The sequence below is a fragment of the Nocardia vinacea NBRC 16497 genome, from assembly GCF_000308835.1.
In the GTDB taxonomy this organism is placed as follows: domain Bacteria; phylum Actinomycetota; class Actinomycetes; order Mycobacteriales; family Mycobacteriaceae; genus Nocardia; species Nocardia vinacea.
The window spans coordinates 1-26,843 of the sequence record NZ_BAGN01000181.1 but is presented as its reverse complement, the minus strand read 5'-3'; the positions used below and the strand labels follow the sequence as shown (position 1 = coordinate 26,843).

25 protein-coding genes are annotated in these 26,843 nt (G+C 65.4%); 13 read left to right on the top strand and 12 right to left on the bottom strand.

The annotated features are described in order from the left end of the window. A partial coding sequence (locus ON44_RS24625; RefSeq protein WP_040694206.1) for a hypothetical protein occupies positions 1 to 206 on the bottom strand: 206 nt, incomplete at its 3' end. Between the two features lie 90 nt (positions 207 to 296). On the opposite strand from ON44_RS24625, the gene ON44_RS24620 reads away from it, so the two are divergent. Genes ON44_RS24620 through ON44_RS53775 form a run of 3 tightly spaced genes read left to right on the top strand, consistent with a single transcriptional unit; the run spans position 297 to position 1,900 of the window. Beyond that, positions 297 to 1,061 (top strand): dioxygenase family protein, encoded by a 765-nt coding sequence (locus ON44_RS24620; RefSeq protein WP_040694201.1) that lies wholly within the window; start codon positions 297 to 299, stop codon positions 1,059 to 1,061. 25 nt (positions 1,062 to 1,086) lie between these two features. Continuing rightward, entirely contained in the window at positions 1,087 to 1,623 is a 537-nt protein-coding gene (locus ON44_RS24615; protein ID WP_040694199.1) for a DoxX family protein, read from the top strand. 13 nt (positions 1,624 to 1,636) lie between these two features. Further along, complete coding sequence (locus ON44_RS53775; RefSeq protein WP_306306511.1) at positions 1,637 to 1,900, top strand: helix-turn-helix domain-containing protein; 264 nt, start codon at positions 1,637 to 1,639, stop codon at positions 1,898 to 1,900. Between the two features lie 29 nt (positions 1,901 to 1,929). On the opposite strand, the gene ON44_RS48545 is transcribed toward ON44_RS53775, so the two are convergent. Next, a complete protein-coding gene (locus ON44_RS48545; protein ID WP_169338096.1) occupies positions 1,930 to 3,654 on the bottom strand; it encodes an FHA domain-containing protein in 1,725 nt (574 codons plus the stop codon). Beyond that, on the bottom strand, positions 3,654 to 6,608 hold the full coding sequence (locus ON44_RS51350) for a hypothetical protein (protein WP_040694197.1): 2,955 nt from the start codon (positions 6,606 to 6,608) through the stop codon (positions 3,654 to 3,656). The genes ON44_RS48545 and ON44_RS51350 overlap by 1 nt, the downstream gene beginning before the upstream one ends. Positions 6,609 to 6,802: 194 nt before the next feature. On the opposite strand from ON44_RS51350, the gene ON44_RS24605 reads away from it, so the two are divergent. Both ON44_RS24605 and ON44_RS54075 read left to right on the top strand, forming a co-directional pair. Then, a complete protein-coding gene (locus ON44_RS24605; RefSeq protein ID WP_040694195.1) occupies positions 6,803 to 8,404 on the top strand; it encodes a WXG100 family type VII secretion target in 1,602 nt (533 codons plus the stop codon). Then, the gene (locus ON44_RS54075; protein ID WP_169338095.1) at positions 8,394 to 8,612 is read left to right on the top strand and encodes a DUF397 domain-containing protein; all 219 of its coding nucleotides are present in this window, start codon (positions 8,394 to 8,396) and stop codon (positions 8,610 to 8,612) included. Before ON44_RS24605 ends, ON44_RS54075 begins: the two co-directional genes overlap by 11 nt. Before the next feature lie 33 nt (positions 8,613 to 8,645). On the opposite strand, the gene ON44_RS24600 is transcribed toward ON44_RS54075, so the two are convergent. The 3 genes from ON44_RS24600 to ON44_RS24590 form a co-directional block, all read right to left on the bottom strand. After that, complete coding sequence (locus ON44_RS24600; protein ID WP_040694194.1) at positions 8,646 to 9,587, bottom strand: acyl-ACP desaturase; 942 nt, start codon at positions 9,585 to 9,587, stop codon at positions 8,646 to 8,648. A 452-nt stretch (positions 9,588 to 10,039) separates the two neighbouring features. After that, complete coding sequence (locus tag ON44_RS24595; RefSeq protein WP_040694192.1) at positions 10,040 to 11,764, bottom strand: GMC oxidoreductase; 1,725 nt, start codon at positions 11,762 to 11,764, stop codon at positions 10,040 to 10,042. 62 nt (positions 11,765 to 11,826) lie between these two features. Next, positions 11,827 to 12,756 (bottom strand): NAD-dependent epimerase/dehydratase family protein, encoded by a 930-nt coding sequence (locus tag ON44_RS24590; protein WP_040694189.1) that lies wholly within the window; start codon positions 12,754 to 12,756, stop codon positions 11,827 to 11,829. 130 nt (positions 12,757 to 12,886) lie between these two features. Between ON44_RS24590 and ON44_RS24585 the strand changes: the two genes are divergently transcribed. Continuing rightward, positions 12,887 to 13,585, top strand: a complete 699-nt coding sequence (locus ON44_RS24585) for a TetR/AcrR family transcriptional regulator (RefSeq protein WP_040694203.1) — start codon at positions 12,887 to 12,889, stop codon at positions 13,583 to 13,585. On the opposite strand, the gene ON44_RS24580 is transcribed toward ON44_RS24585, so the two are convergent. Then, a complete protein-coding gene (locus ON44_RS24580) occupies positions 13,582 to 13,920 on the bottom strand; it encodes a 4Fe-4S dicluster domain-containing protein (RefSeq protein ID WP_040694186.1) in 339 nt (112 codons plus the stop codon). The two genes, ON44_RS24585 and ON44_RS24580, sit on opposite strands and share 4 nt — an antisense overlap. Further along, on the bottom strand, positions 13,917 to 15,491 hold the full coding sequence (locus tag ON44_RS24575; RefSeq protein WP_040694183.1) for an FAD-dependent oxidoreductase: 1,575 nt from the start codon (positions 15,489 to 15,491) through the stop codon (positions 13,917 to 13,919). The genes ON44_RS24580 and ON44_RS24575 overlap by 4 nt, the downstream gene beginning before the upstream one ends. A gap of 246 nt (positions 15,492 to 15,737) precedes the next feature. Here ON44_RS24575 and ON44_RS24570 point away from each other — a divergent pair, with 246 nt between their 5' ends. The 6 genes from ON44_RS24570 to ON44_RS24545 all read left to right on the top strand — a co-directional run bounded on the left by ON44_RS24570 (position 15,738) and on the right by ON44_RS24545 (position 21,992). Continuing rightward, entirely contained in the window at positions 15,738 to 16,502 is a 765-nt protein-coding gene (locus ON44_RS24570) for an IclR family transcriptional regulator (protein ID WP_040694181.1), read from the top strand. Between the two features lie 303 nt (positions 16,503 to 16,805). Continuing rightward, positions 16,806 to 17,891, top strand: a complete 1,086-nt coding sequence (locus tag ON44_RS24565; protein ID WP_040694178.1) for an ABC transporter substrate-binding protein — start codon at positions 16,806 to 16,808, stop codon at positions 17,889 to 17,891. Continuing rightward, a complete protein-coding gene (locus ON44_RS24560) occupies positions 17,888 to 18,727 on the top strand; it encodes an ABC transporter ATP-binding protein (RefSeq protein WP_040694175.1) in 840 nt (279 codons plus the stop codon). The genes ON44_RS24565 and ON44_RS24560 overlap by 4 nt, the downstream gene beginning before the upstream one ends. Beyond that, a complete protein-coding gene (locus tag ON44_RS24555) occupies positions 18,720 to 19,595 on the top strand; it encodes an ABC transporter permease (protein ID WP_040694172.1) in 876 nt (291 codons plus the stop codon). Before ON44_RS24560 ends, ON44_RS24555 begins: the two co-directional genes overlap by 8 nt. An 8-nt stretch (positions 19,596 to 19,603) precedes the next feature. Next, positions 19,604 to 20,950, top strand: coding sequence for an LLM class flavin-dependent oxidoreductase (locus ON44_RS24550; protein WP_040694170.1), 1,347 nt, complete (start codon positions 19,604 to 19,606; stop codon positions 20,948 to 20,950). 109 nt (positions 20,951 to 21,059) lie between these two features. Continuing rightward, on the top strand, positions 21,060 to 21,992 hold the full coding sequence (locus tag ON44_RS24545; protein ID WP_040694169.1) for a TauD/TfdA dioxygenase family protein: 933 nt from the start codon (positions 21,060 to 21,062) through the stop codon (positions 21,990 to 21,992). A 204-nt stretch (positions 21,993 to 22,196) separates the two neighbouring features. On the opposite strand, the gene ON44_RS24540 is transcribed toward ON44_RS24545, so the two are convergent. Further along, a complete protein-coding gene (locus ON44_RS24540; protein WP_040694167.1) occupies positions 22,197 to 23,084 on the bottom strand; it encodes an aminoglycoside phosphotransferase family protein in 888 nt (295 codons plus the stop codon). A gap of 105 nt (positions 23,085 to 23,189) precedes the next feature. Continuing rightward, complete coding sequence (locus tag ON44_RS24535; protein ID WP_040694165.1) at positions 23,190 to 24,509, bottom strand: family 1 glycosylhydrolase; 1,320 nt, start codon at positions 24,507 to 24,509, stop codon at positions 23,190 to 23,192. 506 nt (positions 24,510 to 25,015) lie between these two features. Here ON44_RS24535 and ON44_RS24530 point away from each other — a divergent pair. Then, the gene (locus tag ON44_RS24530) at positions 25,016 to 25,726 is read left to right on the top strand and encodes an SDR family oxidoreductase (RefSeq protein WP_040694162.1); all 711 of its coding nucleotides are present in this window, start codon (positions 25,016 to 25,018) and stop codon (positions 25,724 to 25,726) included. Here the strand turns inward: ON44_RS24530 and ON44_RS24525 are convergent. Both ON44_RS24525 and ON44_RS24520 read right to left on the bottom strand, forming a co-directional pair. Next, positions 25,693 to 26,517 (bottom strand): class I SAM-dependent methyltransferase, encoded by an 825-nt coding sequence (locus ON44_RS24525; protein WP_040694161.1) that lies wholly within the window; start codon positions 26,515 to 26,517, stop codon positions 25,693 to 25,695. The genes ON44_RS24530 and ON44_RS24525 overlap by 34 nt on opposite strands. A gap of 129 nt (positions 26,518 to 26,646) precedes the next feature. Then, positions 26,647 to 26,843, bottom strand: a 197-nt coding sequence (locus tag ON44_RS24520) for a hypothetical protein (protein ID WP_040694160.1), incomplete at its 5' end; no start/stop codon positions are given.

The window sequence follows — 26,843 nt, the reverse complement described above, 5'->3', positions numbered from 1 at the left end:
GAGGTGTAGAGGGCATCGGCCAATTCGGTCATGCGGAGTTGGCCCGCGGGTGCCGCGGCGAGGCGGACCAGGACCTCGTACTGGGTATGGGAGAGCCCCTCCTGTTTGAGGTGCTGTTCGACCTGTCGGCCGACGAGCGCCCCTGCCGCCAGGAAACCCTGCCAGGTGCGCATCTCCCGCTCGTTCAGCCATTTCGCGTCAGCCACGACAGCCATCCTACCGAGGTTGTTCAAATTTGAACAACGGGCTATAGTCGGTTTGCGTTCAAATTTGAACTAGTTGGATGGAGGGCTGCGATGGCCGGACAGATGCCGGTGCTCTACCTCTCACACGGTGCACCGCCGCTGGCCGATCACCCGCGGTGGCCCGGTGAGCTGGCCGCATGGTCGCGCGAATTGCCGCGTCCCACGGCGATTCTGATGATTTCCGCGCACTGGGAGGCCGCGCCGATCGCGCTCGGCGCCACCACGACGGTGCCGCTGGTCTATGACTTCGGCGGCTTTCCGGAGCGCTACTACCACGTGCGATATGCCGCACCGGGCGCGCCGGAACTGGCGGCCGCGGTGCGCAAACTGCTCGGCGGCGGTGTCGTCGATGTACCGGATCGCGGGCTGGACCACGGGGCCTACGTGCCGCTGAAGGAGATGTATCCCGACGCCGATGTCCCGGTATTGCAGCTGTCGATGCCGACGCTGGACCCGCAGCGGCTGATGGAATTGGGCCGTCGGCTCGCGCCGCTGCGTGACGAGGGCGTGCTGATCGTCGGCAGCGGTTTCTTCACCCACAACCTGCGCGCCATCACCACCGATGACGAGCACGTCTACGACTTCACGGCAGAATTCGACGATTGGGGCCGCGAAACCCTCGCCGCCCACGATCTCGACGCTCTGCTCGACTTCGAAAACAAGGCCCCCGCGGCACATCTCGCGCATCCGCGCACCGACCATTTCGCACCGCTGTTCGTCGCCCTCGGTGCAGGCGCCGACGATTTCACAAACCAACGCACCGTAATCGACGGCTTCTGGCTGGGCATGGCCCGGCGCTCCATACAACTCGGTTGATCCACCCGACAACGAAAGGCATCCCATGACCGCGACCATCACCGCCCCCGCTGCGAACACCGAAACCGCAACGCCCACACACACTTACGATCTCGGTCTACTTGTTCTTCGGCTGGCCGTCGGATTCACCATGGCCGCACACGGCGCGCAGAAATTGTTCGGCTGGTTCAACGGCGGCGGCCTCGATGGCACCGGCGCATTCTTCACGATGAGCGGGTACCCGTCGGGCAAGGCGATGGCCGTGGTTGCGGGCCTGAGTGAAACCCTCGGCGGACTCGCCCTCGCCATCGGCCTGCTCACTCCGCTCGCCGCGGCGGCACTGGTCGGAACCCTGCTCAATGCGATCGCCGTCAAATGGGGCGGCGGCTTCTTCGCCCCGAAGGGCATCGAGTACGAACTGCTCCTCACCCTGGCCGCCGCATCGCTCGCCCTCACCGGTCCGGGTCGCTACGCCGTCGACCGCGTGATCCCGGCTCTGCGCAACCACCGCCTCGTCTTCGGCATTGCCGCCATCGTGCTGGCCCTGGTCGTTGCGGCCGCGGTCCTGATCGTCCGCAACTGACGCGATCAACCGTATGGACCCGCCCGGCAGCCTGCGGGCCGGTCTATTCGTTCCTACGTACTCAGGGCTGGGTGAGGGATCTTCATCGGGCGTTAGGGATGGCCGCTACTTGCGCGGCCTGCGCCGGCAAGCCGGCATGACAATCGCGGCAACCGCCGAACTCATCGAACGAGGGGCGACGACGCTGCAGTGCTTGGAAACCGGACGGGCAGGCGGACCGAATCCGGGTTATGGGATATCCAGGCGTTCTGCCGAGTGCTCGGGGCATCCAAGGTGATCGTTTGCCCAATTCAGCTGCTCCGCAATCTATTTCGGAGGTCGTGCAGTCCCGGGGCGGCCGAAGTTGGCGGTGAGTTCGTATTCGGAGCCGAGACCTATCCGGACTTCGCCTGTCAGGGGCACCTTTTTGCCCTTGGGAATTCGTTCGCCGTTGATGAAGGTGCCATTGGTGGAGTTCTCGTCGCGGATCCACACTTGGCCGTCCTCGTCCATACCGATGGTCGCGTGCTTGCGCGAGACCTCGGTAAATGTTTCGAGCCGCGCCGCGAGCGGGCTGTCTTGCCGTCCGAGAACCAATTCGGTACCCGGATCCAGCCGCAGGGGCGGGCCGTCGTCGTTCGAAGACCGGACGAGTGCTGTGTGCGGCGCTGCGGGCATCTCGACCGCCGGATGCGGCAGACGTAGCTCCGTCTCATAAGTATGGCCGAGGAGAAGCCTGTCGCCGTCCTGCACCGGCACGTCCACGCCCCGGGGGATCCGTTCGCCGTTGACGTAAGTGCCGTTGGTGGAGCCGATGTCCCGGATCCAGCCGCGGTGATCGGCGTCGATCCAGATATAGGCGTGATTGCTGGAGACGTAGGGGTTCTCCCGCAAAGCGGACGGCAGCCGCGGATCGCCCGCGCGCCCGAGTTTGATCATCTCGCCCGGAGCCAGCTGGATCGGATCGCCGGTGTCGCCGAACCCGAGTGTCGGCCGCGGTGGTTCGGCTGTCATCGGTGGTGGTTCGACCGGTCGTGGCGGTTCGGCGGGCGGCTGCGGTGGTTCGGCTGGCTTAGGCGGTACGACCGGCTCGACGGGCGAATGTGATTCCGGCAGCGGCCGTTCGGGCAGAAAACTGATCGACGTTTGGAAATCGCGGCCAAGACGGACCCTGTCGTTCGGCCCGACCACCCGTATCTCGTCCGGTGCCAGTCGCTCGCCATTGACGAATGTGCCGTAGCGGGAACCGCTGTCGGCGATCCATATCCTGCCGTCTCGGAGCACCCCCACCCTGGCATGATTGCGGGACACACTGCTGAAGTTCTCGAGTATCGAGGAGCCAGCGGCGCTTCGGCCGATCAGCACCTCACCCCCGGTGGACGTCGGGAATGTTCGGCTGACGATCCCGAATGAGACGGTCAGCTTTCCGGGGACACGTTCGGCATACGGTGCATGGACGCCTTCGCTGCCGATGAGATGCGACGGCATTGCGGGGTGCGCGACCTTGGGATCGTGCATGGTGCTGTCGATCGGCCGGAGCACGCCGTCTTCGTCGATGCCGTGCGCGATTACCCAGGCTTTGTCGATCGCCGGGTGAAGCCGGAGTTCCTGCCAGCGACCGACTTCCAGCGGACCGCCCACGAGCGGGTCGAATACGATGACGTCCTCGCCCACTTTCGTCATTTCGATCCGGTAGGCGGCTGTGCCGTTGTCCAGCACGACGGTGTAGGTATCGGCTTTCGCGCCCGAGAGGACGGCACCGTGGTCGTCGCGTGCGACGCCCGCACGCAGATCGCCGATGAGTTGACCCATCGGATCGGATCGGCCCGCTCCTACCTCCGCGACCGGCACCAGCCGTCCGCCGACGCTGCCTTCGAGCGCCGTCCAGGCAATGGGACCATCAGGAACTCGGAATACGTCGTCTGCACCGAGTTCGACGAGTGTTCGGTTGCCCCTGGGTAGGTTCTGGCCGTCGGGTGCGAGGTTCCCGAAATGATCGGACAACTCTGGGACATACCTGGAGACGTCGCGGCCGAGGCCGACTCGGGCCATCAAGCGCAGTAGCGGGTTCGGTTCGCCGGCCTTCGGGTCGGCCGGATGGTAGGTGCCATCGACCGCGGCGAGTCGCTGTCCGCCGTGTACAGCCAGGGTCTCGGGAGGGTCCTCCTTCCGCGAGTAGGTGGTGTACATCGACACGTCTTGCGGTGGTGCCGCTGGCCCGTGCGACTCGGCCGGATTGATTGTGTAAATGGTGTGTAGGCCGTCCTCGCCGAGTGCCGCGTATGCCGCGGCCGAGCGTGGTCGAACGTGATCACATCGTGGCCGGCGACGGCATCGAGTTCGATGCCCGCGGCGGCAAGATCGGGATCTACTCCGCGGTGCTGCTGGTAAATGGCGTTCCCGACGGCGATGTCGCGTCGTAGCAGCGGCCCGCGGAGGGCATCGCCCGCGGCGCTGTCGGAACCGGTGCCGCGCACCCAGCCCACGACGGCCACATCGGCGCCCGGCTGCATCCGCTGCATTTCCTGGTAGAGCCGTTTGGCTGTCTTCCAGTTCGCGTGATAGTCCACCGTGAAGGTATGCGGATGTATCGGCGTCACGACGTAGATTCGCTTGGCCGCAGTGGCCGCGTTCCCGAAGACGAACGCCGCTTCGCCGGTGACCGGATCGAGATCCCGCAGGTAGTGCGGTGCCCCGTCGATATCCATAGTGATGCAGTCGATCAGGGATGGGGTCCGGAAGTACTCCAGGAGCTCGTTCCCGGTGAAATTGCTACCGCTGGCGGCCTTGTCGATGAGTGCCCGCATGCGCGCGTTCAGAACACGTAAGGACGCCTGGTTGCTGACGTCGTCGGGAATGCCGAGAGCGCTGGTGAGTAACTCGGGATGGGTGCGCAGCAGGGCGCGTTGGAGTCTACTCAACCCGAAGCCGGAGCCCTCGAAGCGCTCCTGTGCAATCTGCGCACGCAGGCCTTCCGGAATCGAGTCGTCGGACAGGCCGCGCCACCAGGCCAAGTTGTTCATGGCCTGGGCCTGTCCGTGCGCGGCGAAATCTTCCGGGCTGACCTCGCCGTCCAGATACGCCGAGCGGTCGAGTGGTCGTAACAGCTCGCCCGCCGATCCCGCATTGTTATCGTCGGCGCCCGGGAGCCGTGACAGCGCGTGTGCGGCGAGTTCGCGGTCGGACTCGTTCGGCGGATCGCCGTCCTCGAAGTTCATCCCCTCGGGCGGGTCCGGCGGGGGGATGTTGTCGCTATTGCCTCCCGCCGCATGGCCTGCGATGAGTCGAAGCGCGATCTCATCGGCAAAATCGTCGAACGGATCCGGCTCACGCGGTGGTTGCGGCTCGCTCCCGTTCTCGCCGTCCGGCTCTTCGTGTCGCGCGGTGGCCACATCGACGGAACTCTCGCCTGGCGCGTGTTCGCCGCCGGTGTTGCCAGGGGAATCGGAGTGGCCCGGTACCGGTGGTTCGCCGAGGTCGCTGTGCGCCCTCGCGACAGGTTCCGGTACTCGGGGCTGCTCGGAGCCGTGGCTCCACGGAAGGCCTACTCCGTCACCCGTGGGTCTCCCACTCCCCGGCATGCGGGATCCGACTGCGTGCGGACCCTCCCCGAGCGGAACGGGCCGGTCGCCGCGCGCCGAGACGAATGCACCGCGTTCCGGCGGCTGTCCGCGGTTGCCCTCCACCGTCTGCGACGGCTGTGTGGCCCGTTGCCGGTTCCTGTCGGTCTGAGTGTGGCTCGCGTTGCCCTCGACGGATCTTCCCGGTGCCACCTCCGTGAACAAGTGGTTGCCGACCACATGTATGGCGGGGGCGCGGGACGACGTGCGAGCTCCGGCTGCTTGGATGACTTGCTGTGGATTGTCGACGATCGTGTGGATGACACGGGTGCCGTCGTGGAAGGTGAAGTGCTCGACGGTCTCCGGCGGTCTATCGGGGGTACCGGCGCGGGTGACGCGCTCGATGCGCGGCGGTCGGCCCGAGCGCAATAGTTCGTCGATGCGGGTACTGAATTCGCGTTGATGTGTCGCCGACTGATGCGCTTCGGCTCCTGCTTTGTGTACGCGCAACGAGCCGGACGCCGCGCCGACGAAACCGCCGCCGAATCCGGTGATGGCAGAGTCGCGGACGGCTTTGAACAGGTCGCCGAGGCTGTGGATGTCTTCGTGGTGCAGCACGAGTGCCGGGATCGCGCCCGCGATCCCACCGGTGAGCCCGCCTGCCCCGCCGATGATCATCGTGCCGCCGATGTGGGAGGTAAGGCGGGCGAGGTTGCTTGTGCCGGTGAGTTTGCCGAGCACACTCGGGGCGATGCGACGGCCGACTTCCGCGCCGACAGCGCCACCGAGTGCGCCACCCGCCACTTGTTCGAGGAATGCGCCCACATCGAATGCCTTGCGGTTGCCGTCGATGAGGTCCCAAGCTTGGGCGCCGGCACTGGTAATCGCGCCGAACACCGCCCCGATCTTGGCGGCGTGAATGGCACCGTGCAGGGCGACGCGCTGAGCGGTGCCCGCCGCGACCCTTTCGCCGACCGCGAGCGGTAGTTCTCGGGCGGCGGCGCGCATGGCGGCTTCGGCTTCGACTCGGTCGGCGAGGGCCTTGAACCCGCCTCCCTGGAAGAACAGGAGTGCATCGTAAGAGACCTGTGCGGCGAGGGTCATGCCCGCGACGATCAACAGGTGTTGGGTCGACAGCGTGGAGTTGGCCGTGTCGTAGAACTGCTGGCCGAAACTCTGATGGACGGCGGCTTGGTCGCGCATGACCTTGGCGACCGCACGATGCCGCGTGGCCAGCCCGGCACGGCTATCGCCTTCGACCGCGGCCTCGGCCTTTCCCGCTTCGGCGTCGTACCGGTCGGCCGAAGTGTTCAGCGCCTGGCACAGCTGCATATGGGCATCGCCGCAGCGACGCATCGGTTCGACTTCGGTTTTCGGCCAGTGTCCGAGGACCAGCTCGCGGGCGAAGCCGGGCAGTTCGGCCAGCAGAGTGCTCACATCCGCCATCTGCAGCCTTACTCCTTCCAGCACATGCAACGATTGTTGCGCAGTCCGTTCGGGCCTAATCCTTACCAGTATTGGGAATGTATTGCGATTGCATCGCTGTCACGGTTCACAGATGGCAGGGCGAATTCCCATCCGTGGTAAGCGCGTGCGCCTCGGCTGACCGACAATGGCGAATCGGGGGTAAGGAGTACGGTGTGGGCGAGCGGTTTTCGGCCGATGGGGATCGGCTGCGGGATCTCGCGCCGCACTTCGATCACATCGGCGCGGATGTGCTGAAGGCCGTGAAACAACTGCGCGACACCTTGGCCCATGAAGGCGAGCCATGGGGGGACGACGACGCAGGGCGTGCATTCGCCGATTCGTATCTGCCGGAAAGACAGCGGACGATGTCCGATCTGGACAGCCTCGTGCAGGTGCTCCAACAGTCGGGCTCCGATCTGCGTCAACTGGCGGCCAACTTCGAGTCCCTGGACCTGGACAACGCCAAGTTGATCAACAACCTCGCAAACCAGACCTCGAACGAAGTGGTACCCCAGCTGTCGACGAATGGAACTCTGGTTCCGCAACTAAGGACGGGTGCGACGACCATGCCGCCGCCGACCCGACCATCGGCCATCGACGCGGAGACCGCGAACGGTGCACCGCATGCCAACGAAGTGGCGACGACACCGACACCGACTCCTACCGGAACGGCGGTGCCGACCGGGGCCTCGTCATCCGGCTCGCAGCAGCCGGGACGATCCGCTCGGGATGAGCGGGGAGTGAACCCGACCGACGCCAACGTGCCCGGCTCTGGTGCTCGTCCCAGCGCAGGTGGCCCGTCCCGCTCGGGTGACCAGGCTGTCTCCGGCATCGATGCGGCGCGGCAAGCCGAGGCCGCGCGGGAGCGGGCGCGGGCCGAAGCTCGTGCTGCGGCGGCCGCCGCAGTGGCGAACAAGTCGAGCACCGCCGCGCCGAGCACAACACCGTGGTCCAAAGGCGGATCCGGCGGTCCGCCGAAGGTTTCCGCGCCCGGTTCCGAGTCGAGTGCGCCGCGGATGCCCGGCAGGCCCGTTGCGAAACCGCCTGTTTCGGAACGGAAATCCGACAAGTCCAAGGCAGGCGATTCGCCAGAGTCTCTCGCGGCCCGGCTCGCCCGGGAACTGGCCGAGCGGCACGGAGTGCGGGCGTTCGGCTTCGAAAGCCCTGGTGTCGGCGACGATGTGCTGACACAGTTGGTAGCCGCGGTGGACGACGTGCTGCCGGAATACCCGAAGATCGACCTGCGCGCCATCGGCATCGACGAACTCCCGGACGGGGAACTGACTCGACTGGAATGGGATTCGGACCCGGGACCTGACGGGCCGGTGCTGTTCACCGCACGGATTGTGCTCGGGCTGTGGGCGGCGACCGATCCGGAGTATTTGGCGCAGACTATCGCCGGGGCCGAACGGGGCGGCATGCTCGCCCGGGGTTGCGCGCAGCGGCCGGTGTATTCGTCGATTGTGCGCGAGCTCGGCGGCGCGTTGGATGTGGCGGGCGGATTTCGTGCGCGTGTGGCGGCCCACCGTGCTCTTGTTACCGCGTACCTTCCACTACTGGCTTCAGAGGAGCGCGGTTCGCTGAGTCGCACGGTGTCCGGATTCCGCGCATGGCGTTCGCGATTGAGTGGGCGCAGTTTCCACCGCGGCCGGTTCGAGCCCGCCGCGGCACTGGCCGAGGCGTTCACCGAAGTGGTGATGACTAAGCAAGCCGTACCGCCCGCGCAGGTGTTGCACCAAGTATTGGTAGTCGCCGCCGAATCGGTTGGGCGATGACAGGGACGACCCTCAGCTGGCGGCAGGCCTATCGGTACGGATTTCGACGATCGTGAACCCGACCGGTCCAGCCTCGGTCTTCACCCCTGGCGCGTGGGATGCGTTCACTGCCGGGGTAGCCGATGGGGAGTTCGACTGTCGCTGGCGTCGCACCCGTCGGTGCGGGCACGACCTGATAGGCAATGGCCTGGATGTCACAGTCGCATGAGTGTTCGTGCGCGACTGTGACATTCAGGGGGCACTACCCGACGCGTGCCGCCTCGCGGGCAAGGATGCGGTCGCGCTGTTCTTCGAACTTGATGACGTCGAGAGTGAGTTTCTCGAGGTACTCGCCGAGTTCTTCGCGGCTGCGTTCGCCGCGTGCGGTGAAGTCCGTGCGGTTGAAGACTTTCCAGATTCGCAGGACCGGCAATACGACCTCGTCCAGATGCTGACGCAGGTCGTAGATCCCGTGCTTGACCATCAACACGCCATTGCGACGCCAGTTCGGCATTCCGGTGCCAGGCATGGAAAACGTTTTCAGGATCTTGGTCACCGATTCCATCGTCTGGTCAGGTGCGATGTCGAAGGCGGCGCCGGTGATGTTGCGATAGAACATCATGTGCAGATTCTCGTCGGCTGCGATGCGTTGCAACATCCGATCGGCGATCGGGTCGTCGCAGACTCGTGCGGTGGTTCGGTGGCTGATTCGGGTAGCCAACTCCTGGAAAGTCACGTATGCGACTTGATCGAGCACACCACCGAAGTTCTCCGGCGCGTGGACGCCGCGCGTCAAATGCACCATCCGGTCGTTCTCCAGGGCGACGGGATCGACAGCGCGGGTGCATACGAGGTAGTCGCGCATGGCGATGGCGTGGCGGTTTTCCTCGGCGGTCCAGCGGCCGACCCAGGTGCCCCACGCGCCGTCGTTGGTGAAGTTGTCGGAGATCACGCGGTGGTAGGACGGCAAATTGTCTTCGGTGAGCAGATTCGTGATCATCGCGACTTTGGCGACTTCCGAGAGCCGTGACTGCTCGGGATCCCAATCCTGCCCGCCCATTGCTGCAAAGTTGCGGCTCTCGTCCCAGGGCACATAATCGTGCGGATACCAGTCCTTGACCGTGGCCAGATGCCGGTCGATGTTGGCACCGACAACCGGTTCCAGCTCTGTCAGCAGTTCAAGTTGCGTCAAGTCCTCTGTCATGCAGCGCCTTTCGATTCGGTGGAACCAACCACGGAACGTACCGCTGTTCACGCATTACTGACGATGCGGGCAAGCCGCCCCCACACCCTAAACGAGCGCCATCGATTCAGTGCGCATCAGACCTACTTCCCGCCACCGGGTGGCCGTCCGAAACGAGAAGTGTGGCCGCGCGAAAACGGGCGATTGCCCCAAAGTAGCCTCTCGGCCGCGTCTCAATCGATATGCGCGGCGCCCGTTTTGTCCCGCCGCGCCGGAATGGCGGCCTGAAGCCTGCGAGGTGTTCGATCCGCGTCCACGAACGTCCCTGAGCCATCCATCGCTGCCGCTCGGTTGGACACCCCGCCCTTGAAGAGGTGCCGTCCGCAGAGGGGTCCGGCTCGACGGCGGGGTGCCGGGCGTGCAACCGATTCCGCACTGGGTGTCAGCCGATCGGGCAGATGGAAAGCCCGCGATCAGCTGGCGGCGGATTTGTGGGTACGGATTTCGACGATCGGGAGGACCAGGGCGGCCGGGGCGTCGGCGGGGACGACGGGCTTATCGGGGGCGATGGGCTGGATCTGTTGGTAGGCAACGCCTTGCGGCGGACGCAGGTCCTGTTCACCCTTGTTGGGCCAGTAGGCGGCGCAGCGTTCGGCTTGGGCGGTGATGGTGAGCGACGGGTTGACACCGAGGTTCGCGGAGACGGCGGCGCCGTCGACGACGCTGAGGGTCGGGTAGCCGAAAACTCGGTGGTAGGCGTCGATTACGCCGGTGGCGCGGTCCGCGCCGATGGGTGCGCCGCCGAGGAAGTGGGCGGTGAGCGGGATATTGAAGACTTCGCCCCAGCTGCCGCCCGCGACGCCGCCGATTTCCTCCGCGACCTTGCGGGTGACCTCGTTGCCCGCCGGAATCCAGGTCGGATTGGGTTCGCCGTGGCCCTGTTTGCTGGTGAGCTTGCGGCCGAACAGGGTGCGCTTGGTGTAGGTGGTGATCGAATTGTCGAGGTGCTGCATCACCAGCGAGATGATGGTGCGCTCACTCCAGTTCTTCACGCTCAGGAAACTGATGAGTGTGAACGGGTTTCGCACCACCTGGCCGAGGAAGCGCAGCCAGCGCGGTATCCGGCCGCCGCCGTCGACCATCAGGGTCTGCATCAGCCCCATCGCATTCGAGCCCTTGCCGTAGCGCACCGGCTCGATATGGGTGTCGTGGGTCGGGTGGATCGATGACGTGATCGCGACACCACGGGTGAAGTCGACGTCCGGATTAACCTTGCGGGTCGCCGCGCCCACAATGGATTCGGAGTTGGTGCGTGTGAGTTGGCCGAGTCGGTCGGACAATTCGGGGAGCACGCCCCGATCCCGCATAGCGTGCAACAACTTCTGGGTGCCGAGGGTCCCTGCGGCGAGTACGACTTGGCCCGCGGTGTAGGTCTGCGGGCGCTTGCGGAACCAGGCGCCGGTGCGTTCGGTCGAGATATCCCAGGTGCCATCGGGCAGCGGATGGATCGAGGTCACCGTCGTCATCGGAATCACCTGCGCGCCGGCCTTTTCCGCGAGGTACAGGTAATTCTTCACCAGGGTGTTCTTCGCGCCGTGGCGGCAGCCGGTCATGCATTCACCGCATTCGAGGCAGCCGGTCCGGTCCGGTCCGACACCGCCGAAGTACGGATCCGCGACGGTCTTTCCCGGCTCGCCGAAGAAGACGCCGACCGGGGTCTGCACGAAGGTTTCGCCGCAGCCCATATCGTCGGCGACCTTCTTGAACACCTCGTCCGCCGGTGTCAGATGCGGGTTCTGCACCACGCCGAGCATCTTCTTCGCGCGCTCGTAGTACGGGGTGAGCTCGGCGCGCCAGTCGGTGATATCGCGCCACTGCTGGTCCTGGAAGAACGGCTCCGGTGGCACATAGAGCGTATTGGCGTAATTGAGCGAACCGCCGCCGACGCCCGCACCGCCGAGGATCAACACGTTGCGCAGCGGGTGGATGCGCTGGATGCCGTAGCAGCCGAGCTTGGGCGCCCACAGGAATTTGCGCAGGTCCCAGCTGGTTTCGGGCAGCTCGTCATCGGCATAGCGCCGACCGGCCTCGAGCACACCGACCCGGTAGCCCTTCTCGATCAGCCGCAGCGCCGTGACGCTGCCGCCGAATCCCGAACCGACCACGAGTACGTCGAAATCCGTTTCTCGCTGGTCCATGTGGTGCTCCTCGATCCGTGTCGCCAGTGACACCGGTAACATTACTACCGAGTAGCAAAAGCTCAGAGCTGGGTCTGCCACCAGGCGACAGTGGCCGCGATGGCCTCGTCGATCGGCGTCGGATGCAGGCCGAGGCGTTGCTCGCTGGCGGACGAGTCCAGCACGAACGGCCGCGTGACCTGGTAACTCATCTCGGCGAGTTCGCGCATCGTCTCATTGGTGAAGCCCATCATGCGCAGCAGGGCGGCAGGTGCCGCGAAGACCTTGGGGGCCGCGACACCCGCGGCGGCGGCGATCGCGTCGAAGAGTTGCTGCTGGGTGATCGGCGGCGCGGTCGGGGCGTGCAGGAAGGAATTCCAGACCGATTCCTCGGCGGCCGCGCGGATCATGGCGGCGGCGAGGTCGGGCATATAGGTGTAGGAGTGCGGCAGGTTCAGTTTGCCCAATGCCTGCATTCGCTGGCCGGTGAGGATCGGGACGAAGACCTGCTCCCCGGCCAGCGATGCCCGCACATACGGGCCGAGGAAGTCCGCGGCGGCGACGCTCACCGTCGCGGCGGCGTGTGCCTCACGAGCGCGCACCAGCTGTGTGCGGACGCTGGGTTTGCCGAAATCGGCGTTGCGGGGCAGGGTTTCGGTGATCGGACCGTCGACCTTGCCGTAGGAATAGATGTTTTCCGCGAAAACCACTACAGTGCCGGCCTTTTCGGCCTCATCGAGTACGGTGCGCTCGGCCGGCGGCAGCTCCGCGCGCCAGGCCTTCGCCGTGTATTCCGAGCCTCCGAGGCAGTGGTAGACGGCCGTCGCGCCATCGAACTCGCCCGAAAGCTGTTCGGGCAGTGTCGCATTGATCTTGCGCCGCTCGACGAGCGGATGATCGGGACCGCTCCCGGAGCGAGTGAGTACCCGGACCTGTTTGCCCGCCGCGGCCAATTGCTCGGCGATGGTGGTTCCGGTGGGCCCGGCTCCGGTGACGATGTGCAACTCCGACATGGTGAGTCCTTGTCTACTTTGGTGAGCGGTGCTCTCGGTTGTGTACAAGCATGCAATCGCCGCGAACCAAAGTCAAGAGCAGTGCTCACATTAGTTGACATCGCTCTCTGGAGCGCGCATGGTGATCGGTATGGCGACGACACCACGTGCCCGTGCCAGGGCCCAGACCATGAACGATATCGTCCGGATCGGCCGCGAACATCTGGCCACCGATGGCGCGGCAGCCCTCTCGCTGCGCGCGGTCGCCCGCGATCTCGGTGTGGTGTCGTCGGCGGTATACCGCTACGTCCGCAGCCGGGACGAACTGCTCACACTGCTCGTGATCGACGGCTACAACGCACTCGGCGACGCGGTCGATGCGGCGCTGGCCGATGCCTCCGACGATCCGATCGAGGGCCTGCGCATCGTCGGCCGTACTGTCCGCGGTTGGGCACTGGCGGAACCGGCCCGCTACGGACTTTTATTCGGCACACCGGTGCCGGGCTACGATGCCCCCGCCGAGGAGACCACCGTCCCCGGTACGCGGGTCATCGCGACAATGCAAACCCTTTTCGCCCGCGCCTACCGCGAAGGCATGCTCACCGCTCCGGTCAAGGAGCGCGGGTTATCCTCCGCGCTCGCAGCCAATTTCGCGGATATCAGAGCCGCATTCGACCACGACCTACCGGACTGGCTCGTCGCACGCGGCATCACCATGTGGGTCGGCCTGTTCGGCGCCGTAACCTTCGACGTCTTCGATCAGTACGGCACCGACACCTTCACCGACCGCGCCGAACTATTCGAACTCCAACTCGACGGTCTCCTCGAACAACTCGGCTACCGCGGTTAGTGCCGCAGGCGGGGCGGAGGCGCGCCGTGGGGGAGCCGGGGACCGATGGCGAGCAGGCTGCCCGCGGTGCGCCCCTTGCCCCAGCCGATCTTCTCGCGGTAGCGGCCGATCTGATCCTGGGCGATCGGGCTGCCGGGAGGCAGTGGGGTCGATTCGGGGTCGACATAGAGGGCGTCGGTCGGGCAGTAGGCCTCGCACATGAAGCAGGTCTGGCAGTCGGATTGCCTTGCGATGACCGGGATTCCGGATTCGGTGCGGTCGAATACATTGGTGGGGCAGGCGTCCACACATTTATCGCAGCCGATGCAGGCCTCGGCGAGTACGACCTCGATCATAATGCGACCTCGGTGGTCTTGGTCCACACAGCGTCGAGGCCGCCGGACAGAATGTGATGGCGCTGCGCCGGGTCCTGTTCCGGATGGTCTGCGCGCTTGCTCATGCCGCGAGTCTCGGTGCGCGCCAAAGTCGATTCGTACATGAGCCGACCGACCGCGGTGATGGCGGCGGCCTGCCTGGCCCGGATGCGATCGTCACCGGTGCGGCCACCGAGCTCCTTACCTGCGCGCTCCCAGATCGTGTCGAGTGCATCGAGTGCGGGCCGCAGTCGCTCGCCATGGCGCAGGTAATTCTTCTGGAACGGAATCAGCTCGGCCTGCGCTGCCTCGACAACCTCGGCGGCATCGAGCGTGGGGGAGTCGCTGGGCCGCAAGCCGGTTCGTCCCGCGCCGCGCAGAGCGGCATCGTCCGGCCGAGACGAGCCGAGCGCGAACCGTGCCGCCCCCGCACCGGCCCAACTCCCCGACGACATCGCCCATGCCGAATTGTGGCTGCCGCCACCGGTGAAACCACCGCAGATGCGTTCCCGGGTCGCCGCATCGCCCGCCGCGAACAGACCGGGCACCGTGGTCGCGCAGTCGTCGTCCACGATATCGATACCGCCGGTGCCGCGCACCGTGCCCTCGGCGAGCAGATCGACCTCGAAACGATCGGTGAACGGATTGATACCGCGCCGATCGAACTGCAGAAAGAAGTTGGGCTGCCCGAGCCGCATCTGCGTCTGCACCGTCCGGTCGGCGCGGTCGAGTTGGGCGAAAACCTTCTCCGACAACAGGGTTCGGGCGATCACCGATCGGCCTTTCGTGGATCCCGCGCCCTCGAGTACCTGTCCGTCCTCGTGGAAGAACGTCGCGTAGCCGTAGTAGGCGGTCTTGGTGATGGTCGAGCCCTTCGGCACGATCGCGTAGGCATTGGAGAATTCCATCCCGGAGAAGCGCGCGCCCACCTCGGCGGCCATCAGCGCGCCGTCACCGGTATCGACATTGGTGCCCAACGCGCGCGACAGGAATGCACACCCGCCGCTGGCCAGCACCACCGCACCCGCCGCGATGCGGTAGTCGCGGTCGAGTTGACGCTGGTATCCGCACGCGCCGCGGACCGTGCCCGCATCGTCGACGAGCAGTTCGAGAGCCGGTGAATGGTCGAGGATCCGGACGCCGAGCCGCTTGACCCACGCGCGCATCCGGCGCATGTACTCCGGGCCCTGCACCCCGGTGCGCAGCTGCTCACCGGTCGCCGGGTCGGTCGGAAACGGGTACTTGCCTTCCACGGCAAGCCGATTCATGTTGGTGTAGGTCTGATCGAGGACCCGATCCATCCAATAGTGATCGGCGAGATGGCCGCCGAGAGCCTCCCTGCTGGCCTTGGCATTGGCACGGGCGGTTGCCTCCGGGGCGACATACCAAACGCCGGTCCCGGAAGGTGCTGTCGCGCCGCTGGTTCCGCAGTAGCCCTTGTCTACCAGGGTCACCTCCGCGCCGGCCTCCCGTGCGTGGATGGCCGCCCATGCGGCGGCCGGACCGCCGCCGATCACCAGTACATCGGTGCTGGTCTGCCAGAGTTCACTCATGCGTCTGCTCCTGATACGTCGGGATTGCGAAAGCGGCAATCGGCGGCGGAATGCGGGGTCAGCGCGGGGAATTCAATTCTGTGCACGTCGCCGCGATCGCAGAACCCTTCGAATCAGCGCGATTTTGACGCTACCGACATTCCTGGGCGAGGAATCGGCGCAGCGGGCGCAGAACCATTGCCGTGCTCGGATTACCCGGTGATAGTTCTGGCCACATCCCGATCGGTAGAAATATCAGGAGGAACCATGACTGCCGCCGATCAACCCCGTTCGGGTGCCCAAGCGGTCGACCGCGCGATTCACGTACTGAACTGCTTCGAGGGCGATGATCCCGAGCTGTCGGTGAGCGAATTGGCGCATCGTGCTGGATTTCCGGTCAGCACGACATATCGGCTGGCCCAGGCATTGGTGCGGGGCCGGTTGCTGGAGCAGGATCCGGCGACCGATCGCTATCGCATCGGACACGGGCTCGCCTCGCTGGCCCGACCCGCGCTGTCGCGGTTGGGCATCGACGCTGCCGCACCCCACCTCTACGCGCTGGCCGCAGGCATCAAGATCACCGTCAGCCTGAGCGTCGCCGACGAGCGGGACGCGGTCACGGTCTTCCAGGCGCGGCCGCCGGTGTACTTCTGCCCCAACCAGTTGCCGCAGGCCCGCCAGCCGCTGCGCTCCAGCGCCGTCGGCCAGGCCCTGCTGGCCTTCTCGCCCGTTGTCGACGGACTCGATCGACGGCCTGCGCCGCTGACAGATCTGGATCGCGTGCGGCGCAGCGGTTTCGCCGTGGAGATCATCGCGCGCGAGGATCCGGTCCGCTCGGTGGCGGTGCCGATCCTCGGCCCCGATAAGCAGGTGTGGGGTGCGCTCGGTGTGCAGGCCCGCTCGGCGCGGCTGAACGAGGAGCTGGTGCGCGGCATCGTGCCTGCTATGCGGCAGATCGCGGGCCGGATCGGGCCACTGTTCCAGTCCACCGCCGCCATCACCGACGCGCCGGCGGAGTTGTACTCACGGTGATTTTCACAATGTGAAATCGGCATTGTCGTCCATGGCGGGCGACCCCACCATGGACACAAAGCCGCGGGGTCGCCGCTTCTATCCGAATCCCACGAAGGTCGTTGACATGATCGAATCCATTGCGCTGATCCGCCGTCGCACGGTGGATTTCATGCGCCTGCCACATGGAGTCTGTCGCGCCTGAATCCGCGGTCGCCGAAATCGGGTCGCCGCATCAGTCGATCAGGTAATCCTCCGCGCTTACCTGCCGTTGTGGCGTGCCCTATTGCGCTGCGGCAGTGCGCATTCCGTGAAAGAACTTCCATGACGCTGTCCCAGAAAACCAGGCCACGGTTCGTCCGTGCGGTGGCCGCCGTACTCACCATTTCCACCGCGGTCGCGGTGCTCGCCGGCTGCGGCAAATCCGAGCCGGGCACCAATGCCGACGGCAAGGCCGTACTGCGCTACCAGGGCTCGACCGGTCAGGTCTCGCCCTACGAACTGGCGGACGATCTCGGCTACTTCAGCAAGATCGCGCTGCACTGGGAGGGTGACACCACCAGCGGACCGGCGAATATCCAGGCCGCCGCGACCCGCCAGATCGAGTTCGGCAGCGCCTTCAACGGCGCGGTCGTCAAGTTGGCCGCGGGCGGCGCTCCGGTGACGTCGGTTCTCAGCTCCTACGGCGCGGATGAGCTGTCGTTCACCGGTTACTTCGTCCGTGACGATTCGGGCATCAAATCGCCTCGGGATCTGATCGGCAAGAAGGTGGGCATCAATACCCTCGGCGCACACCATGAATTCATCACCCGGGAATGGCTGCATCAGCAGGGACTGACCGACCAGGAGATCAAGCAGGTCGAGCTGATCGTGGTGCCACCGGCCAATACCGAGGATGCCCTGCGCAAGGGGCAGATCGATGTCGGTGCGCTGGGCGGAGTCTTCCGGGAGAGCGCGGTCGGGCGTGGCGGCATCCATGCGCTCTACACAGACAAGGACCTGTTCGGTCAATTCGACTACGGCACTTATGTTTTCCGCAAGGACTACATCGCCCAGAACCCGGAGGCCGTCAAGGACTTCGTCCAGGGCACCGCGCGGGCGATCCGCTGGCTGCAGGTGACCCCGCGCGACGAGGTGGTGGCGCGTTTCGCCTCGATCATCAATAAGCGTGGACGCAATGAGAACACCGATCTGCTGAAGTTCTGGCGCAGCCCGGGCCTTCCTGTTCCCGGTGGCGTGATCGCGGAAAAGGAACTGCAGATCTGGATCGATTGGCTGGAACGCAACGGTGATGTGCCCGCGGGAAAGCTGTCCGCGAAGGATTTGTACACCAACAAGGACAACCCGTACGCCAACGGGACCTACGGTCCGACCACCGGGCCGACCGGAGAGGTGGTCGCGTCGAAATGAGTCAGGTGAAACTCGCACTCACCGGAGTGCGCAAACAGTTCCCGGTCCGTGGGTCGAACGAGGAGTTCACCGCTATCGAGGATATTTCGCTGGAATTGCGCGATGGCGAGTTCCTGGTTCTCGTAGGCCCGAGCGGTTCCGGGAAGTCGACGCTGCTCGATCTGCTCGGCGGGCTGAGCAAGCCGAGTGCCGGGCGAATCCTGTTGGACGGCAAGCCGATCAGCGGGCCCGGTCTGGATCGCGGCATTGTCTTCCAGCAGTACGCGCTGCTCCCGTGGCGCACCGCCCGGACAAATATCGAATTCGGTTTGGAGGCGAAGGGTATCCGGCGTCGGGAACGCCGGAAGATCGCCGACGAATACCTGGAACTGGTGGGTCTGGCCGGATTCGGCGACCGATATCCACATGAGCTGTCCGGCGGCATGAAACAGCGAGTCGCCATCGCTCGCAGCCTCGCCTTCGATCCGGAGGTGCTGTTGATGGATGAGCCGTTTGCCGCACTCGACGCCCAGACCCGGGAGTCGTTGCAGGACGAGCTGTTACGGATCTGGCGGGCCACCGGTAAGACGATTCTGTTCATCACCCACGGCATCGACGAGGCCGTCTACCTCGGTCAGCGAGTCGCCGTGCTGACCTCACGTCCTGGGCGAGTCAAGGCGGTGATCGATATCGATATCGACCGGATCTCCGGTGCGGATGTGCGCTCCAGCGAACCCTTCCGGGAGGCACGACACCAGATCTGGTCGCAGTTGCAGAGCGAAGTCACCCGGGCGCAGGGACTCGAACGCGAGTCGCTGTCGGCCACGAGCATCGAGAGGAAGCCGGTTCATGTCTAGCGCTGTGCAAGTCATCGAGAAGTCACGGCCGGTTGTCGTCCGCAGCCCGGCCGAGTCCGCGCCGACACAGAAAGCCGACGTGTCGCGGGTAGTGCGGACGGTCGCGCTGCTGGCGTGGCGAATCTTCAAGCCCACCTTCGCCATCGCCCTGCTGGTCGCGATATGGGAGGCGGCGCCGCGGCTCGGTTTGGTGGACGAGGTCTTTCTGCCGCCGTTTTCGACCGTCGCGCAGGCCTTCATCGATCTGGTGCAGAGCGGTGAGATGTGGGAGCACGTCTCGACGAGCCTTACCCGGTCGGCGACCGGATTTTCGCTCGCGCTCGCCGTGGCCATTCCGGTCGGTGTCGCCATCGCCTGGTACCGACCGGTGGCCGACTTCTTGAACCCGATCCTCGAGTTGTTCCGCAACACCGCGGCACTGGCGCTGTTGCCCGTGTTCATCCTGATCCTGGGCATCGGGGAGACCTCCAAGATCGCGCTCGTGGTGTACGCGAGCTTCTTCCCGATCCTGTTGAACACCATCACCGGTGTGCGCACCGTGGACCCGCTGCTGATCAAATCCGCCGTTTCGCTCGGCTTCTCGCCGATTCGGCTGTTCCAGAAGGTGATCCTGCCCGCTGCGGTGCCATCGATCTTCACCGGCGTGCGAATGGCGGCCGCGTCCTCGATCCTGGTGCTCATCGCCGCCGAAATGGTCGGCGCCCGTGCCGGACTCGGCTATCTGATCACCGCGGCCCAACAGAACTTCCAGATCCCGAATATGTATGCGGGCATCATCGCCATCTCGCTGCTCGGGCTGAGTTTCAACGGCCTACTCGTCGCTCTCGAACGCCGCCTGTCCCGGTGGCGCGCCGAGCCCTCCCGTTAAGGACTCCGATGTCGTTACCCCGCAAGCAATTCCACCTCAATGCCTTCCTGATGGGCGTCGGACATCACGAGGCGGCCTGGCGGCACCCCCGGACCGAGGAGCGCCGGGTACTGGATGTGCGGCACTTCCAGGAGCTCGGCCGGATCGCCGAACGCGGCAAACTCGACTCGGTCTTCTTCGCCGACGGGTTGGCGATCGGACCGCGGATCAAGCGCAATACCCTCGCCGTATTCGAGCCGATCACCTTGCTTGCCGCGATCGCTGCGGCGACCGAACGGGTCGGGCTCATCGCGACGGCGTCGACCACCTACAACGAACCGTTCAATTTGGCCCGCAAATTCGCCTCACTCGATCACATCAGCAGTGGTCGGGCGGGCTGGAATATCGTCACCTCGGGCAACGAGGACGAGGCCTTCAACTTCGGCTTCGACGCCATTCCCGAACATGCCAGGCGCTACGAGCGGGCACAGGAGTTCGTGGATGTCACCGTGCGGCTCTGGGACAGCTGGGAGTCCTCGGCGATCGTGCTCGATCCGGACGAGGGCGTCTTCGCCGACCCGGACAAAGTGCACACCATCGACTACGCCAGCGATCGGTTCCGGGTGCGCGGCCCGCTGAATTCACCGCGCAGCCCACAGGGGCGGCCACTGCTGGTGCAGGCCGGATCGTCGGAGAGCGGTAAGGATTTCGCCGCGCGGTACGCCGAGGCCGTGTTCACCGCGCAGCGCTCGCTCGCGGAAGGGCAGGCGTTCTATCGGGATCTGAAGGCGCGCCTGCCGAGGTACGGTCGCTCGGCCGATGAACTGAAGGTGCTGCCCGGTCTGGTGCCGTTCATCGCCGACACCCGTGAAGAAGCACTCGCCCTCGAACAGGAATTCACCGACCTCATCTCACCGGATTACGCCCTGCGGCAACTGTCCGCGCTGCTCGGCGTCGATCTCACCGAACACGCACTCGACGCACCACTGCCACCGCTGCCCGCGGAGAGCGAAATCGAGGGCGGAAAGAGCAGATTCACACTGGTCAAGGAACTCGCCGAGCGCGAGAACCTCACGGTGCGCCAACTCATCGGCAAACTGGGCGGCGGGCGCGGGCACCGGACCTTCGCCGGCACACCCACCGATATCGCCGACGAACTGCAGTCCTGGTTCGAGAACGGCGCCGCCGACGGCTTCAACATCATGCCGCCGTATCTGCCGGGCGGTCTCGAGGACTTCGTGGACCGGGTGGTCCCGATCCTGCAGGAGCGCGGCCTGTTCCGCACCGACTACACCGCGACGACCCTGCGTGGGCACTACGGGCTGGCACCGGTGGAAAGCCAATTCGCCCAGGTACGAACCGAACTCGGCGCATGAGTCCCCGACTGACCAGGCGCCGCGCCGTCGACTTCATGCGAATGGGCAGCAGCGGTTGTCGCCCGTGCTCCGCCGACCATCCCCAACCATCGCCGAAGAAAGTACGACTATGACCACTGTCAGCGAGCCCACGACCACCACCCTCCGGATCACACCCGTCGCCGGACATATCGGCGCCGAGATCGCGGGCGTCGACCTGCGGGCCGAACTCACCGATCAGGAGGTTGCCGACATCACCGCGGCCCTCTACGAATACAAGGTGCTGTTCTTCCGCGACCAGCACATCGGTCACGCAGAACACATCGCCTTCTCTCGGCGATTCGGTGCCGTCACGCCCTCACATCCCTACGACGATGACGCGCCGACCGAGTTCCCCGAAATTCTGGCCGTCGACAGTCGACTCTACGAAAAGCGTTTCGGCATCAAGAAATTCACCTACACCAACCACTGGCACACCGATGTCTCCGCACTGATCAACCCGCCCGCCGCGTCGCTGCTGCGGGCCGAGATCGCCCCGGAGCGCGGTGGGGACACCAGCTGGACGAATCTCGCCGCAGCCTACGCGAACCTGCCCGAGTCGCTGCGCAACTTCGTCGAGGGGCTGCGGGCGGTGCACCGGTTCGGCGGCAGCCGTCCGGTCTGGAACGAGGAAAGCGACTACGCCAAGAAGGTCGCCAATGCCCCGCTGGTGACCGAACATCCCGTCGTGCGCGTGCACCCGGTGACCGGCGAGAAGGTGCTCTTCGTCAACCCCGGCTTCACCACCCACATCGTCGGGCTGAGCCCGGCCCAGAGCGACGCGGTACTCCAGCTGCTGTTCGACGAACTCTCGAACCCGGCCTACACCGTCCGATTCCGTTGGGAAAAGGGCAGCCTGGCATTTTGGGACAACCGCGCCACCGCCCACCTGGCCCCGGGCGACCTCAACCACCTCGATGTCACCCGCGTGCTCTACCGCACCACCCTCGAGGGCGACATCCCCGTCGGCGTAAACGGCGAGCAGTCGCGCTCGATTTCCGGCGATCAGTTCACCGGGTCCTGAGATGGGGTCGGGGTCGGCACCACGGTGCCGACCCCGACGTCCAGTTCTATTCGCTCACTAGGGTGTTCGGCACCGGGACGGTGTCCGCCAGCGACGGGCAACTGTTCCCGCCCTGGGGCAAGTCGACCACGTTGCGGCCTATGAGCCGGTATTTTGCGAACGAGGGCCAGTCGACCGCACCGTCCTCGATGCGCTGCCACTCGGTCAGTTCGCCGCCAGGACCCGCTCGAGCGTGGCGTAGCCTGCTGGTTCCCAGGTCGGTTTGCCTCCGGGCAGACCAAGCCTCCCGTTCTGTCCGATCCGGATCAGGCCGAGGGCGCGCAGGACAGCCCAGCCACGGGCCCGGACGATGATCGCTTGGTCGGCCTGCCCATAGGCGTTGAAGAACCGGCTCGCTGCGCCGGCAGGCAACAGGATCCAGGCGGCGGAAAGATCGGTCGCGGGATCGCCCGCGCACATCTCGCCGAAGTCGATCACCCCAGCGAGCATCCCCTCCCGGACGACCACGTTCGCCGGATGCAAGTCACCATGCAGCCACAGCGGCGCGCCCTGCCAGACGGGCGCTGCCACGGCCTTCTCCCAGACGTCCCGCGCGCTATCAGCGAGCGCACGGTCGGCAATGACCTCGAACCCGATGTCGACCCCGTCCTGCAATCCGGCCAGAGGGATGCCGCGCGTAGGGTTGGCCGGCGCGTCGGCGGGCGCCTGTACGTGCAGCGCCCCAAGGAACTCCGCGAGAATCCCGGCCGCATCGAGGCGTGTGATCGGCGTGTGATCGGCCGGCTGACCCTCGACCCAGCGCGCGATCGTCCAGGTGTGCTCGAACAGGCTCGAAGGTTTGCCGATACGCACCGGGGTGGGCGTTGGCAGCGGCAGACGGTTCGCCAACACCGGCAGCCACGTCTGCTCAGTGTGCAGTAGAGCGGGCGCGCGCTCGGTGCGGGGCAAGCGCACGGCCAACTCCTGCCCGAGTCGCCATTGCTGGTTATCCCAGCCCCCGTCGACCTCTCGGAGCTCGAGATCTGCCAGATCCGGATGCTGCTCCCGCAGCAGTGCCCGTACGAGGTCCTGCTCGAACTTGAACTCGTCCATCAGTAGCCTCCGATCGCTGCACGCGCAGGCACGCTGGCACCGGTCGAACACGCCGCGGACGAAAGTGGCGGGCACGGCCCTGGTTCGCCGACGATCGCACTCCGGCTAGCGGGGGACGGTGACCGGGTCGGCGCAGCTGGCGGCGGCGTCGACGAAGGAGCAGGGTTTGGGGGCGCGGGTCGGGCGGTAGTCGGGGGTGACGCCGTCGTGGTGGGTGATGGCGGTGTAGGCGGGTACGGCGTCGGTGGGCTTGCGGGTGCGGGTGGGGTCGGTGCGGACGTCGACGGTGTAGAGGCCGAAACGTGGTGTGTAGGAACCCCATTCGTAGTTGTCGGTGAGGCTCCAGTAGTTGTAGCCGATGAGGTTCATACCGTCGGCCTTGGCGCGCTGCAGCCAGTAGACAGTGTCGCGGAGGTCGTCGGCGCGGGTGTAGCCGTCGGCTCGGGGCATGCCATTTTCGGTGGGCATGCCGTTCTCGACGATATAGAGCGGGCGGCCCGGGAATTTTCGTGAATAGTGTTGCAGGGCATAGTAAATGCCCTCAGGCTCCAAGGGGTTGTTCCACAGCTGGCTGAAGCTCAGCTTGGTCACGGTGTCGGGGGACGCGCCGTAGTAGTAATCGATGCCGATGTAGTCGAGTTTCGCGGCGACCGTATTGATGAACGAGCCGTTGATCGCATCCTCACCAGCTGGAATGTAGGCGACGTTGCTGGTGACCATCGCGCCCGGCTGCACGGCGTGGATGTAGTCGTAGATGGAATTGTGCGCCTGGGCGATTCGGTCCTGCATCACCGGAATGTCGGCGGGGGAGAGGCCGCCGTGCGAGGCCTCGTTCATGATGTAGGCCGCGGGTTCGTTGAAAGTGACCCACAGCGGGTCGGCCGCGGCGTATCGGTCGACGACGGTGTGCGCGTTGGCGAGCCAGTCCGCGACAATATTCGGATTCGACCAGCCGCCGCGGTCGACCTCCCAGCCCGGATACACCCAGTGATCGATGGTGAGCATCGGGCGCATACCGGCCGCCGTGATCGCGGCGATCACGTTGTCGTAGAAGCGAAGTCCGGCCTCATCCCATTCGCCCGGCCGCGGCTGCACGCGCGCCCACTCGATCCCGATTCGATAGACCTTGACGCCGAGCTGCGCGGCCAGTTCGATATCGGATCGGTAGCGATGGTAGAAGTCGACGGACTCCAGATAGGGGTCGTCCGTCTTGCCCGCCGCCACGTACCGGGACCAATTGCTATCCGGCGCATAGCCTTCGGACTGATATCCCGATGCGGCCACGCCCCAGAGAAAGTCCGAACCGAGCGGCTGCACCTGCGCGGGAGGCGCGGGCTGTGCCATCGCGGGCGTTGGACCACAAGCCATTACGGCGGTGGTGGCCGCCAGTGTGATCAAGGTTCGGCGGCTGGTCAGGGATCGCATCGAATTCCTGCTTCCTGGAAGGTGAGGGGCGCTCGTGGACCTCCGGCGCAGACCGGGGCGGGCGGGACCACGCGACGAGAGTAACTGGTCGGTCGTCTTGTGTCGGGGAGGATGCGGTTATCGGTGTTGTGCGCCGACCTGAACAGCAACACTTGCCCTGGTGAACCTGACTGGGGGAGCGGGGTATTGGGTCCGCAGGGTAGTGCAGTGGGGAAGCAAGCCGGGGCACAGGAAAATCGGTTCATGTCGACGTCCTGGGCGCCAAGCCCGGAGTCCATGGCGAAGGAGTTGAAGGCAACGGCAAGACCTGAAATTACATTCAGGTAGGTAGATATGCGCATCTACTTATGTAATCTCACCTCTGCAAACCCACCACAAATCACCTACGAACCGACGCCCAGCACTCAACAACCACAACCCGCCAAGAGGAGAGGAGGAACCGGACTCGTTGCGTTACCAGGAAGGTTCTTGACTTCGAGCGCGCTCTAAAACCTAGCGTTGCTGGCATGTCAGCAATACTGATCACCGGAGCGAACAAGGGCCTCGGCTTCGAGGCCGCCCGCCAACTCGTCGCGGCGGGTCACACGGTCTACCTCGGCAGCCGGGATGCCGAACGCGGTCGTCAGGCGGCCGAGGAATTGGGCGCGCGGGCTGTCCAACTCGATATCACCGACGATGCATCCGTGGCGGCCGCGGTGCAGACCATCGAGGCCGACGGCGGTCTGGATGTCCTGGTCAACAATGCCGGTGTCCAGGCAGAGATGACCGACCGGAACGACGTCATCGGCGCCGCGGACCTCACCGCGGATGTGATGCGAAAGACCTTCGACACGAACGTCTTCGGCACGGTACGCGTCCTGCACGCCTTCCTGCCGCTGCTGCAGCGCTCGGCGGCGCCGGTCGTGGTCAATGTCAGCAGCGGTCTTGCATCGCTGACCAGGGTCTCGACCCCGGGCACTCCTGCATACGCCTACCCGGGCATCGCATATCCCGCGTCGAAGACGGTGGTCAACATGCTCACCGTGCAATACGCGAAGGTGTTCCCGAATATCCGGATCAATGCGGTGGAGCCCGGTTTCACGAAGACCGATCTCAACGGGAATACCGGCACCCAGGCTGTGGAGCAAGGTGCCGAGATCATCGTGCGCATGGCGCAGCTCGGCCCAGATGGCCCCACCGGAAGCTACGTCGATGCCGAAGGTGCGCTGCCCTGGTGATCGACGACGGCCGTGGCGACGATGTACCCCTTGGGGTCGCGCCACATCTTCCCCGGATGGTGGGTGAACCAATCCTCGACGTCCTCCCGCAGGTCGTTCAGAATTGCCTGCCGTCGTGGGTGATTCGGCGTGACGCCGTAGAACGTGAACAGCGCTTGGGCGAAGCGCACCAGTGGATCCGGAGTATCGAAGACCAGCGCATTATCCGATCGCTGGATGCGCACCTCGCCGAAAACCTCGGACATCAGCTCCGGCAAGGTGTCGGAGTCGACGGTCATCGCCTCGCCCACGCGGAGACCGTAGGTCGCGGCATGCGCGGCCACGAGTTCGGTGGTGCACGGGTAGGTTCCGGGATGATTGACGACCACGGCAACCGTCCCGCCGGGTTTGGTCGTGCGCCGGAATTCCTCGAGCGCGGCGAGCGGATTCGCGAGGTGGTACAGCATATGTCGCGCGGTGAGAGCGTCGAAGCTGTTGTCGTCGAACGGGATCCGGTCGGCACTACCGAATACGCCGCGCACCCCGGGTACGGCATTGGCGGCGGCGACCATCGCGGGGGAGGTGTCGATACCGACCAGTGGACCCCGGTGACCGTTGCCGGCGAGGTGGGCGAGGAATCGGGCGTCGCCGCAGCCGATATCGGCTAGATGTTCGGTTCCGGTGAGTGCCAGCGCGGTGAGCACATTCGCGGTGGGGTCGTCGGGACGCTCCGAATAGCGCTCGTGGGTATCGATCCGCACCTTCAAAGGTGCCGGATCGGCGTATTCGGCATCGAGACGGTAGCTGCACATCGCGGTCGTCCTTCGGTCCAGTTGGCCGGTGGTTGACCAGGTCGCCGGTTCGGCGATCGGGTCCGCGGGCTTTCCGGCGGTGAGCGTACCTCCCGAGGCGACGTGCGGCGTTCCCTTTCGTGGGGGCGACTACGAACCGTTCGATCGTCCAGCGGTGACGGTGGGGAGCGGCAGCGTGATCGGTGTGGTCTCGATCGGCTCGTGCATATCCTCGGTGCCCGGGCGTTCATCGTCCAGGATAGGTTCGCCGAGCCCGATTTTCTCCTGGACACGTTTCATCCAGGCCGGCGCCCACCAGCAGTCGTCGCCGAGCAGTTTCATGACGG

Bases quoted from the DNA above. Each gene is read 5' to 3' on its own strand.
- ON44_RS24620 (WP_040694201.1), top strand. From the start codon at position 297: ATGGCCGGACAGATGCCGGTGCTCTACCTCTCACACGGTGCACCGCCG.
- ON44_RS24615 (WP_040694199.1), top strand. From the start codon at position 1,087: ATGACCGCGACCATCACCGCCCCCGCTGCGAACACCGAAACCGCAACG.
- ON44_RS53775 (WP_306306511.1), top strand. From the start codon at position 1,637: ATGGACCCGCCCGGCAGCCTGCGGGCCGGTCTATTCGTTCCTACGTAC.
- ON44_RS48545 (WP_169338096.1), bottom strand. From the start codon at position 3,654: ATGGCCCGAGTCGGCCTCGGCCGCGACGTCTCCAGGTATGTCCCAGAG.
- ON44_RS51350 (WP_040694197.1), bottom strand. From the start codon at position 6,608: ATGGCGGATGTGAGCACTCTGCTGGCCGAACTGCCCGGCTTCGCCCGC.
- ON44_RS24600 (WP_040694194.1), bottom strand. From the start codon at position 9,587: ATGACAGAGGACTTGACGCAACTTGAACTGCTGACAGAGCTGGAACCG.
- ON44_RS24595 (WP_040694192.1), bottom strand. From the start codon at position 11,764: ATGGACCAGCGAGAAACGGATTTCGACGTACTCGTGGTCGGTTCGGGA.
- ON44_RS24590 (WP_040694189.1), bottom strand. From the start codon at position 12,756: ATGTCGGAGTTGCACATCGTCACCGGAGCCGGGCCCACCGGAACCACC.
- ON44_RS24585 (WP_040694203.1), top strand. From the start codon at position 12,887: ATGGCGACGACACCACGTGCCCGTGCCAGGGCCCAGACCATGAACGAT.
- ON44_RS24580 (WP_040694186.1), bottom strand. From the start codon at position 13,920: ATGATCGAGGTCGTACTCGCCGAGGCCTGCATCGGCTGCGATAAATGT.
- ON44_RS24575 (WP_040694183.1), bottom strand. From the start codon at position 15,491: ATGAGTGAACTCTGGCAGACCAGCACCGATGTACTGGTGATCGGCGGC.
- ON44_RS24570 (WP_040694181.1), top strand. From the start codon at position 15,738: ATGACTGCCGCCGATCAACCCCGTTCGGGTGCCCAAGCGGTCGACCGC.
- ON44_RS24565 (WP_040694178.1), top strand. From the start codon at position 16,806: ATGACGCTGTCCCAGAAAACCAGGCCACGGTTCGTCCGTGCGGTGGCC.
- ON44_RS24560 (WP_040694175.1), top strand. From the start codon at position 17,888: ATGAGTCAGGTGAAACTCGCACTCACCGGAGTGCGCAAACAGTTCCCG.
- ON44_RS24555 (WP_040694172.1), top strand. From the start codon at position 18,720: ATGTCTAGCGCTGTGCAAGTCATCGAGAAGTCACGGCCGGTTGTCGTC.
- ON44_RS24550 (WP_040694170.1), top strand. From the start codon at position 19,604: ATGTCGTTACCCCGCAAGCAATTCCACCTCAATGCCTTCCTGATGGGC.
- ON44_RS24545 (WP_040694169.1), top strand. From the start codon at position 21,060: ATGACCACTGTCAGCGAGCCCACGACCACCACCCTCCGGATCACACCC.
- ON44_RS24540 (WP_040694167.1), bottom strand. From the start codon at position 23,084: ATGGACGAGTTCAAGTTCGAGCAGGACCTCGTACGGGCACTGCTGCGG.
- ON44_RS24535 (WP_040694165.1), bottom strand. From the start codon at position 24,509: ATGCGATCCCTGACCAGCCGCCGAACCTTGATCACACTGGCGGCCACC.
- ON44_RS24530 (WP_040694162.1), top strand. From the start codon at position 25,016: ATGTCAGCAATACTGATCACCGGAGCGAACAAGGGCCTCGGCTTCGAG.
- ON44_RS24525 (WP_040694161.1), bottom strand. From the start codon at position 26,517: ATGTGCAGCTACCGTCTCGATGCCGAATACGCCGATCCGGCACCTTTG.